The following is a 10,301-nucleotide window of genomic DNA, read 5'->3' as shown; positions in this document are numbered from 1 at the left end:
GCAAGCCGTGCAATCCACCCGGAGCGATCGTGCCCAAGCCCTTTACAGAGCGAGCGGTTATCGCGGCGGTTCACGAACTCGGGCCAATCTCGTAGCCGCACTCGATCAACCGGTGGTCGCGCAGGCGATTTGTTTTTCCGCAGCTTACTATGGGTTGCTGCGGAGGAGGCTCTCGAGGCAGCAGAGCGCACCCAAGTCTGACAGGACCCAGAAGCGGACGTTCACAGCGGCTCTAGCGCGCGCCAACGCCAGACGTTCATTCAGGTTCATGCCGGCGCGGACTCCCTAACAGCAACGAGCTACGAGGTCAGGCGTCAGTTGCCGTGGCATCGGGCGAGTGTTGCCCGCACTGTCCGCTTGTGCGACCTTGCAGCCGAGCGAGGTCGCCAAGGAGCCATCATGTCCCATTCGCGCCAGATCCACCTCGCGCGCCGCCCGCGCGGCATTCCCGTGCGCGAGGACTTTGCCGTCGTCGAAGTGCCGCTCGGCGACGCGGCTGAGGGGGAGGTTCTTGTCCAGGGACTAGTCATGTCTGTCGATCCGTACATGCGGCCACGGCTGGATGCCGATCAGGCGCTCGAGACGCCGCTCATCGGCGGCGGCATTGGTCGCATCGTCCAGTCGCGTCATCGTGCCTACGCAGTGGGCGATCTGGTTCGGCACGGCAGCGGGTTTCAAGAGCGATTTTGCTCCGACGGGAGGGGCCTGACGAAACTCAGTCCCGACCCGGAACTGCCGCTCACGGTGTACATGCACGCGCTCGGCGGGACCGGGCTGACGGCCTATGGCGGCCTGCTCGAGACCGGCGCGCTGAAGGAGGGGGAACAGGTGTTCGTCTCTACAGCAGCTGGCGCGGTGGGTTCGGTTGCGGCGCAGATTGCCAAGATCAAGCAATGCTACGTCGTCGGATCAACCGGCTCCGATGAGAAGGCAGCCTGGCTGCGCGACGAGGTCGGACTGGACGCGGTAATCAACTACAAAGCCGAGCCCCTGGCGGAGTCACTCGCCGCAGCGACGCCGCGTGGAATCGATGTCTATTTCGAGAACGTCGGCGGCGCACACTTGGATGCAGCGCTGCCACGCATGAATGTTCGAGGGCGGGTGCCGGTGTGCGGTACAATCTCCTCGTACAATGGATCTCCGCAAGCCGTGTATGGGATCTTCAACCTGATCTATAAGCGGGTAAGAATGGAAGGGTTCGTTGCGACGGACTTCGCGCCGCTAAACGGCGCCTTTATGCGGGACATGACTGGCTGGCTTAAGGACGGACGAGTCAAGTACCAGGAAACCGTTCTCGAAGGCTTCGAACGCGCCCCGGAGGGCCTGATCGGCCTCTTTGAGGGGCGAAACACGGGCAAGATGCTGATCCGAGTCGCCGATTAGGAACGCCCCGAAACCATTACGTTTGCAGCGGTCACACCTATTTCGTCCGGCAGCTTCACAGCGGTGCTCACCGTAAACCCGGCCGCTCCCGTGGCTTACTCAGCTTCACCTGTGGGATCGGTTCGGCTCAGTAATCCGTCTTCTTCCAGGTCAGGGGCCGCCCCCCCGTCGATGCCGAGCTTGGCGCCATCAAGCCGCGCCGAGCGTATATCGCTGATGGACGCGAACCCGGGCATCTTCCCCACATTCTTTCTGAGCGGCTTCGAATGCTCGACGTTCGACTGGAAGGATCGTGGCCGGCGAGACTTGTGCGAGGAAACGCAGCATCGCCAGCATGCAGACGCAGATTACGCTATGCTGCCCCCGCTTGGGATTGCCGTGGCTCGCGAGGGCGTTCCGTGGCCGATGGTCGATCGTGGCGGGTCCAGTTACGACTTCAGCTTCATCGCTCCCTTCATCGACGCGATGCGGTGCCACAAGATCATGCCGATCTGGGACCTCTGCCACTATGGCTACCCTGAAGGCGCCGATCCGTTCGCTCCAGATTTTGCGGAGCGCTTCGCCCGCTACGCAGGCGCTGTGGCCGAGCATGTCAGCGCTGCCCTGCCAGGCCCCTACTTCTTTACCCCCATGAACGAGATAACCTTCTTCGGGTACATGGCGGGAGAGTGGGGTTGGGCCGCACCTTTCGGAAAGGACAAAGCGAAAAGGCGTGCCCTAACGCTAGCTATGTGCAGCGCGGACATCGCCGCCGTGAAAGCCATTCGGAACGTGATCCCGGACGCGCGGATGGTGCACATCGATCCGTTGATCCACGTGGTCGCCCCCGCCGGCCGGCCAGACCTTACGGAAGCCGCGCGTGTGGAGTCCTGGGACGACGCGTTCCTGGCGTTCGACGTCATATCTGGACAGCAGCACCCTGAACTTGGGGGCTCGCCCGAGACGCTCGATGTCGCCGGTTTCAACAATTACAGCTTCGGCCAGATGGAGTATCGCGAAGGTGGCCCGCACGCCGCGTTAGAGGCGGGCGATCCGCGCATCCGTCCGCTGTGCGACCTCATCGAGCAAGGTTATCGTCGGTACGGACGGCCGGTAATCGTGGCTGAGACATCGGGGATGGAAGGTGGTCGTGACGACTGGCTCAATGATGTCGTAGCCGAGGCTCTAGCGGCGGTTAACCGGGGCGTGGAGTTGCACGGCATCTGCATGTTCCCGGCCGTCGACATGCCAGACTGGCATACCGGCAAGTGGCTGAACAACGGCATCGCCGATCTAGTTCTACAACCCAGCGGTGACCTGATGCGGGTCCCGTTTGCTCCCTATGTCGAAGCACTGCACAGCTGGCAGCGACGACTCAACAGGCCCGAGGTGCTGGACGCAGATCCGTTCGACACCGCTGTCGATCTGAATGACGTGCTCCGGGCAGCCGGAGAGCTGAAGCCACGAGCCGACGCGGATTGGCACTAGGCACCTCTTGGCTCGACCCGTCACCAGCATCATACGCAGAGGATTTACCAGCCGGAGCCAAGCCCGATACCGGGGTGGATTGCAGCTCGCACCGCCGCTTCCCCCGATCTCAGCTCTGTGCTGACAGTTTAGACCCAACTTCAGACATTGGGCCCGATCAGCCGCTCTCAGCAATCGTCTTCGTTCATGTGCGAGGGGTGGCTCGGAGGGCCGTAAGCGCCCGAGCCTGTTCTGAAGGCAGGTGTCACCTGAACTTTGAACATTATTGTTTTGTTAACTGTGATCCCATAGCCTTTGTTTTGGAGAGCAAAGGGGCTCTAGGGAGAACGTGGCATGCCGGACTCCCATCTTAGCGGCGAACAATTCGTTGCCGCTATGGAACACTCGCCGATTGGAACGGCGTTGGTGGCTCTCGATGGAGGATGGTTGTGGACAAACATCGCGTTGCGTTCGCTACTGGGCTATAAGGCAACTGAACTGGAAGAGATGAGCTTCCATGCGATTACGTATCCCGATGATCTTACGTCAGACCTAGAACACTTGAAGCAGTTGCTCGACGGCAAAACGGCAGCTTACCAGATGGAGAAACGTTATCTCCGCAAGGATGGTTTGCCATTGTGGTGTCTTCTGACGGTGTCGCTCGTGCGAGATGTCGACAGCGAACCAGACTATTTCATTTCGACAATTCAAGACATCAGCGAGCGCAAGGCCGACGAGGCCGAACGCGCCTTGCTGATTGAGCGCTTGGCACTCGCTACACGCGCCGGCGGGGTCGGCGTGTGGGAGTGGGATTTGGCAACGAATGGACTAATCTGGAATGAGCACATGTTCGAGCTTTATGGCCTCGACCGTGCTACCGTGGCCCCTTGTTACGAAGTCTTTCTATCGGCCGTCAGTCGCGATCATCGCGACCGCGTAGCACAGGAACTAGCGGAAGCTGTTAAGGGCACGAGCGAATATAACACCGAATTTCTCATCGAGACCCCATCACGCGAGGTGCGCCATATCCGCGCGCTGTCGACAGTCGTTCGCGATGCATCGGGAGCGGCGATGCGCATGATTGGCACCAACTGGGACATCACAAGCGCGAAGCAACTGAGCGCAGTGCAACACGAGCAGGACCGCTTCCGTGCGGCCGTCCATGCGGTGCAAGGTGTGCTTTGGACCAACGATGCCTCTGGTCGCATGGTAGGCGAGCAGCCTGCTTGGGCGGAGCTCACCGGCCAGGCGTTTGCTGATTACCAAGGATACGGATGGGCCAACGCTGTCCACCCGGACGATGCGCAGGCTACGGTTGCGGCCTGGAACCAAACCGTTGCCGAACGTCGAACATTCATCTTCGAACACAGGGTCAGGCGAAATGATGGTGTTTGGCGGCTCTTCGCAATCCGTGCTGTACCGCTGCTTGATCTTAACGGCGACAGCGTAATCGAATGGGTTGGTGTTCATACCGATGTTACTGATCAGCGCCATGCCGAGGCCGAAGTCAAAGCGATCAACGTTAATCTTGAGAAGCGAGTCGAAGCTCGGACTGCCGAATTGAGGCAGATGGCGGAGCAGCTGGAAGCTGAGGTAACTGAACTTGAGCAGGCGAGGCGTGATGCCGAAGCTGCCACGGCTGCCAAAGCAGCTTTCCTAGCCAATATGAGCCATGAGATCCGGACGCCGATGAATGGCGTTATGGGGTTTGCTGAGTTACTGCTCGACACTCCACTAACTGGCGAACAACGGCGCCACGTGGGCTTGATACACGGATCGGCGCAAGCGCTGCTCAAGCTCCTCAATGACATATTGGACGTGTCGAAAATGGATGCAGGCCAGTTGGAGGTGGTCGCAGAACCGTTCATGCTCGCTCACGGCGTCAATCAGTGCGTCCAGTTAATGTCGCCGATGGCCGAGCAGAAGGGCATATCGCTGAACTTCGAAGTTGCGCCTGATCTGCCGCAAGTTGTCCTGACCGACGGACTGCGTCTCCGTCAAATCCTCCTCAATCTGTTGGGAAATGCAGTAAAGTTCACAGCCACCGGATCGGTCTCAGTGGCGCTACGGCAAGCTCCACCGTCAGGAGCGTGCGCGGCATTCTCCGTCACCATATCCGATACGGGGGTTGGCATCGAGCAAGACCGTCTTGATGCTGTATTTGGAGCATTCGTCCAGGCCGATGCATCAATCTCCCGGACGTTTGGTGGTTCGGGCCTTGGACTTAGCATTTCGCGGCGCTTGGCAAATCTAATGGGAGGTAGCATCAGCCTGCAACGCCGCCCCGGAGGCGGGACGATCGCCACACTTATGCTGCCGTTAAATGACGCGGAACCGACTGAGCGGACGCAAGCGTTGTCACCATTCGTTTCGCAAAACGCTGCGCTCTCGGCGGCGCAGCGTGGCGCATCGATCCTGCTGGTGGAGGATGTCGACATCAACCGCGTGTTGGTGACCACCATGTTAGCCCGCATGGGGCACCAGGTGGAAGTGGCGGAGAATGGAGCAGTAGCGCTGGCTTTGGCGGCACGTCTAGCCGACGAACCTAACAGATGGGATCTCATTCTTATGGATGTTCAGATGCCCGTCATGGACGGCTTAACTGCAACTCAGCAAATCCGGACGCTCGGTGGAAGGGCGAAGACGATCCCTATTATCGGTCTAAGCGCCAGCGCCTTCGCTGACGAGGTTCGAGCTTGTAGAGATGCCGGGATGAATGACCATGCTTCTAAACCGATCGCAATTGCCAAGTTAAAACAAGTGGTCGATCAGTGGTCCAATCTTGCTGCGTGATGTCCAATGAACTCGCCCGTGCCGCCGGAAACGTCTCCGCGAGTCCATACCGGTCGTCCTTGTCATAGCTTGCGAATGTCGTACTGTGCATTCAGCTGAAGTCCAAAATTGGCGCTTAGCTGCTGCTCTTGATTGGTGAATGAGCGGCCGAGACAAACTGTTCTCCACACCAAAAGCGGACAGGTCGCTTTCCCTCTCATCAACTAACGCTCCGGCACCTTGCCGCGGCACATGAACGAAGGTCAACTTACCGCCTCCGTCCTCCCCGAAGCGGTCAGGCGGCTCTCCACCAACTTTCGCCGTCCGCACGCCCGGCAGCAACGAGACAATCGCTGCCTAGCTTAGTCGAGAAGAGGGTTCAGCGGCCGCCCTCCCCACCCTCACTGGCGACAAAGTAGCCATTCTGTCATGAGTGCATTTGCCGGTCGGCGGAACAATGACCCTCTAGAGGTCAATCTTTGGAGAATTGCCGTGCACGATGATCCTGTAAACTCGGCCGCAGCAGCGCGCGGCGCCTGTGATCAGTCGCTTGCGTCAGTAGCCCGGGCTGGAACTGCTGCCTATGCCGAAGCCTGCAGACTTGTCGTCGCGCACGGCAAAACGTCTCCGGCATGGCTGCACCGGCAGATTGGCGGAAGCTACAATCGAGCAGCCGGCCATGTTGAACAAATGCAGAGGGACGGGCTCGTATCGGCCCCGGACCACGTTGGGCGCCGGGTCCTTCTCTCGCAGCAAACTTAGCGGCCTCGGCGCAGGACAGCGCCTTGTGCATGCTCTCTTAATAAGGACTCAACCAGCTCCCGCCGATGCAACCAGCTCATCTCGCGAATTGACCGCATAGGGTCTAGCGAAAGTGGAGCATCGTGGGGAAGCTGCCGGCGCTCACGGTGTACCGACACCGGGCTGTACCGAGCGGAGGCTCGTGGCCGAACGCCGTTCCAGAATCGGGTAGCGCCCTCAACGGACAGTTCCGTGTTCCGGCTTCGCACGACGTTGGCATTCAGATGACCGACAAGCGCCGTGCGCAGCGGACTGCCCGCGCCGCCTGCCATAATGAGTTCATCGAGATATAACGACGACAGAAGCTCGGTCTGCCTTGCAGCAGCGCGAGGCGGCAGTGCGCAGTCGTCCAGCACGAAGCCCCAACGACTGCTAGTGCTAGGAATGCGGTGCTTCCCGACGGCTGCGGCCTTCAGCATGTACGCGATTAGGTTGGTTGGGGACGTATCAGCGGTCCGCCGCACGTCAGCCGTTTTTGCTGAGGCATGGCTAAACAATCGCCCTGACCTTAGCATCCTATCCTCCGCAGCCTCGAACGAGAACGACGGATCATCGCTCCAGGCCACAGCATGGACGTTCGGCAAGATGAGCCTGCCTAGCCCGCCAAGCGTGTTCACAAGCGTTTGGAACTCCACGACCGCCAACCAGCCATCAAACTGCCCTAGGCGGATCACTTGCCGAGACGCTTCCTTGATACCGCCGAGCAGGACCCACAGATCGCGATCGAACGACAACCAACGATCGCTGAAAAGGGTAGCAAGGGCATACCGCCGCTGAGGCCACTCACGACGGTGCTGATCAAAAAGATCGATGCCGAATTGGCCGACCGCGTACCGCGCGCTCGAGTTAGACGCCAGCGCGTTGGCCGGAGCCTTCCCGGGCCGACCCAGGATAGCGTCTTCGATACGTTGATCTTGCGGCCGAAGGTGCCACCACTCGGTGCTCCGCTTGTGCAGCCGCAGGTGTTGCTCCAGCGTTCCACTCAGGTAGGTCTTTGCGGATCGAGGGCTCGGATCGATGCCGGAGAGGTACTCTGGCACGTTCAAATTGGAAAAACCGCGGCTCATGAATATGCCCTCTCAAGCACCTCGGCTGACGTTTACAGCTCTGGATGGGGGAGTTTGGCGGGCCTGAATGGGGTAACATACACGCACGTCCATAGTGGTGCGCTTGCTCCCATAGCCCGGCCACTCGGGTTCAGCTCTTCCTGAGCGCGCTGGCTGCGGCAGCACCCCTCGCAATCAGCTCTTCAACGCTGCGCTTTGTAACGAGCGTCCTCGAACCGATTTTCACGGCTTCGAGTTCTCCGCTTCCAAGCAGTTTGTAACACGTGGTTCTTTGGATTGAGACGTACTCACATACCTCTCGAATACTCATCAGCATGGCTGTCCCCGTCGATGTGGCGTCGCCAATTTACAGCAGCGCTGAGTGACCTGCAGGGAACAGCATCACCGCGTTGAGCGCACCCTTGGAAACTGGCCATCCTTGGCATCGGGAGTCCTGACACCGCCGTCAGCAGGAATTGCATTGGACTTCTAAACGTCATACGCAGCGCTGTGACTTCGTCTCTTCAACGGCCCGCGGCTCGAACCAGCAAACGCCGCCGTCGCTCGCCTCAGGTAGACGCGGACTGGCTTGAGGATTGGACTCGCGAGATGGAACAGCTCAGTTCCGCTCTGACCACGCGCCCTAAGCTGCGTCGTGGTCACGCACCTTGGGATAATTGGTCGGGCAGCGTCCGTCGGCACATATACGCGCTTGTTCGTCGATATCGCAGCGAGGGTAGCCTCAGAATTCTGAGCGCCGTCGTCGGTGCATTGGAAAGGGAGCCGCTGAAGGTGTCCTTTCGCCAGAACCCTTTCTACTGGGCGCTGTATGCCGCTCGAAACGACGGATCAATCGACTCGATAGCCGACAAGGACATGTCGCGCTTCGCCGCCCAGATGATGTACGCTGATCGGCACGATATCCCCCCTGAGCTCCTGGTCGGTTTCATCTACCAGCAGGGGAGCGAGGCTGAGCTAACTCGCAAGCTTCGCAGCCGGGAGTTTGAGCCGTGGTATAGAGGCGCTGGGAGCAGAAGACCCAGGTCTCAACAGGGGGTTGAAGATGATAAGGCGGCAGCTGCCGGAGCGGATGAACGGTGGTGAGACACAGACGACAGCTAAGAGAAAGTTTGTGTTCAGACAGCCCCTTTCGAAGAACCTTGGGGCTATAGGGCTACGTAACGCACTCAAATCATTCACGAGTTTGCCGATTGGGGGCCATTCTTGGGGCCACCATTGATGAGGCTCAATTTTCCTTACTAATATTAAGTGCTTAGCTGCAACTTGCTGGTGCTCTTCTGGCACCACTTCCCTGTTCGCGAGAGGTCTCGAGGGGATGTGGCAAGCTCCAACGGTCTGTCTGCGTCGTTTGGCCGAGAATGCGGCCCCCGGTGGTGCCGCGGTGGCGGTTAGGCCGCGCTCCCTGGTAGTTGCACGGCAAGGGTGACAACGCCGACCAGCGCAAGCCTTGAAGAGGCCGCCCATTCGGCGGCGCAGTTCAGGGCGCGCCCATGGCTGAAGCCATCGCGGAGCCCCGGCGGGCCAGCGCGAACAGCGCGCCTGCCGCGACCGCCGAGCCCAGCGCCATCAGCACCGCTACCGTCGACAGGCCGTATCCGGCAGCGAACAACAACCCCGCTAGCGCCGGCGCCAGCGCCGATCCGCCGCGTCCGATGCCGATAACGAACCCCGTCGCCGTGGCGCGCACGCTGGTGGGAAAGCTCTGCGCGATGAGGGCGTACAGGCCCACCACGGCGGCGTTGGTGGCGAAACCGGCCAATGCCGCGATCAGCGATAGGGCAGCAAGGTCGCTGCGCTCCTGCCCGAAGGCGATCACGAGCACCGTCGACAACAGCATCGCCGCGATCGTCAGCCTCAGCAGCCGCACCCGCGCGGTGAGCAAGCCCAGCACCAGCGATCCGGTCGCGCCGCCGATACTCGCCCACACGAGTACGCCAGCGGCGAGGGGGGCGGCAAAGCCCATATCGACGACGATCTTGGGGATCCACTTCAGGATGAAGTAGAAGGTCATGATATGCGTGAGATAGGCCAGCGTCAGCAGGCCGGTCGTCCAGATCAGGGTAGGCGAGAACAACTCGATCAACGGCACCTTGGCCGCCTTCGCCTCGGGCGCGGGCAGGGTAGCGATAGCCGGATGCCCCATCCGCGCCATCATCGCGTTGATGCGGGCGAGCGCGCCGGGCGGCCGCCGGTGCATCAGGAACTCGATCGATTCCGGGGCTTGCCATAGCACCAGCGGAATGAAGCAGAGCGTCGCCACGCCGCCAAACACGAAGACCGCCTGCCAATTATAGTGTGCCAGCAGCAGTGACGAGATGGAGCCGCCGATGACGCTGCCCACCGGATAGCCTCCCGCCATCAAGACAACGCACAGCGCCCGGCGATGCGCATTGGCGGCCTCCGCGACGGCGGCGTTGGTGGCCGCCAGCATGCCTCCAATGCCTAAACCCGTCAGGACCCGCCACAGCGACAGCGTGGTCACGTCGCCGGCGCTAGCTGCGCCGAGCATGCCGCCCGCCATGACCACGAGGCATCCCAGGATCGTGGCACGGCGTCCGACGCGATCGGCAATGCCGCCGAGCACCAGCGAGCCGATCGCCATGCCGATCAGCTCCATCGACAGCACGAAACCGAGTGCCGCGCGATCGATGCCCCACGCTGCGGCGATGCCGGGCGAGGCGAAGCTGATCGACAAGACGTCGAAACCGTCGAGTGCGTTGAGGCCGATCATCGTTGCGACGATACGCCACTGGAAACGCGACATCGGCGCGGCATCGACGATCGTCCGCGGGTCGACCGCGCTCATTGCTTGTTCAACACCCCGGCTCCGTC

General features: G+C 60.7%; 7 protein-coding genes. 4 read left to right on the top strand and 3 right to left on the bottom strand.

Annotation, left to right across the window (positions count from 1 at the left end):
• Nucleotides 1-399: 399 nt before the first annotated feature.
• From VFQ64_RS01035 to VFQ64_RS15575, 4 genes are all read left to right on the top strand, one after another.
• Nucleotides 400-1,383, top strand: coding sequence for an NADP-dependent oxidoreductase (locus tag VFQ64_RS01035; protein WP_325101437.1), 984 nt, complete (start codon nt 400-402; stop codon nt 1,381-1,383).
• A 216-nt stretch (nt 1,384-1,599) separates the two neighbouring features.
• Nucleotides 1,600-2,850 carry a hypothetical protein gene (locus VFQ64_RS01030; protein WP_325101436.1) on the top strand — a complete coding sequence of 417 codons (1,251 nt, stop codon included), beginning with the start codon at nt 1,600-1,602 and terminating at the stop codon, nt 2,848-2,850.
• A 333-nt stretch (nt 2,851-3,183) separates the two neighbouring features.
• The gene (locus VFQ64_RS01025) at nt 3,184-5,622 is read left to right on the top strand and encodes a PAS domain S-box protein (protein WP_325101435.1); all 2,439 of its coding nucleotides are present in this window, start codon (nt 3,184-3,186) and stop codon (nt 5,620-5,622) included.
• A gap of 408 nt (nt 5,623-6,030) precedes the next feature.
• The gene (locus tag VFQ64_RS15575) at nt 6,031-6,363 is read left to right on the top strand and encodes a DNA translocase FtsK (protein ID WP_414712846.1); all 333 of its coding nucleotides are present in this window, start codon (nt 6,031-6,033) and stop codon (nt 6,361-6,363) included.
• On the opposite strand, the gene VFQ64_RS01020 is transcribed toward VFQ64_RS15575, so the two are convergent.
• The 3 genes from VFQ64_RS01020 to VFQ64_RS01015 form a co-directional block, all read right to left on the bottom strand.
• Entirely contained in the window at nt 6,360-7,469 is a 1,110-nt protein-coding gene (locus VFQ64_RS01020) for a hypothetical protein (protein WP_325101434.1), read from the bottom strand. The two genes, VFQ64_RS15575 and VFQ64_RS01020, sit on opposite strands and share 4 nt — an antisense overlap.
• A gap of 130 nt (nt 7,470-7,599) precedes the next feature.
• On the bottom strand, nt 7,600-7,779 hold the full coding sequence (locus VFQ64_RS15570) for a helix-turn-helix domain-containing protein (RefSeq protein ID WP_414712848.1): 180 nt from the start codon (nt 7,777-7,779) through the stop codon (nt 7,600-7,602).
• Between the two features lie 1,167 nt (nt 7,780-8,946).
• Nucleotides 8,947-10,275 (bottom strand): MFS transporter, encoded by a 1,329-nt coding sequence (locus VFQ64_RS01015; protein ID WP_325101433.1) that lies wholly within the window; start codon nt 10,273-10,275, stop codon nt 8,947-8,949.
• Nucleotides 10,276-10,301: the final 26 nt, after the last annotated feature.

This window comes from Sphingomonas sp., assembly GCF_035714405.1.
Taxonomy (GTDB): Bacteria; Pseudomonadota; Alphaproteobacteria; order Sphingomonadales; family Sphingomonadaceae; genus Sphingomonas.
Note: the sequence above shows the minus strand (reverse complement) of the source record. Positions and strands in the feature narration are given on the sequence as shown.

Coding starts and splice junctions, on each gene's coding strand:
- VFQ64_RS01025 (WP_325101435.1), top strand. CDS start 3,184: ATGCCGGACTCCCATCTTAGCGGCGAACAATTCGTTGCCGCTATGGAA.
- VFQ64_RS01015 (WP_325101433.1), bottom strand. CDS start 10,275: ATGAGCGCGGTCGACCCGCGGACGATCGTCGATGCCGCGCCGATGTCG.
- VFQ64_RS01035 (WP_325101437.1), top strand. CDS start 400: ATGTCCCATTCGCGCCAGATCCACCTCGCGCGCCGCCCGCGCGGCATT.
- VFQ64_RS15570 (WP_414712848.1), bottom strand. CDS start 7,779: ATGAGTATTCGAGAGGTATGTGAGTACGTCTCAATCCAAAGAACCACG.
- VFQ64_RS01030 (WP_325101436.1), top strand. CDS start 1,600: ATGGACGCGAACCCGGGCATCTTCCCCACATTCTTTCTGAGCGGCTTC.
- VFQ64_RS01020 (WP_325101434.1), bottom strand. CDS start 7,469: ATGAGCCGCGGTTTTTCCAATTTGAACGTGCCAGAGTACCTCTCCGGC.
- VFQ64_RS15575 (WP_414712846.1), top strand. CDS start 6,031: ATGAGTGCATTTGCCGGTCGGCGGAACAATGACCCTCTAGAGGTCAAT.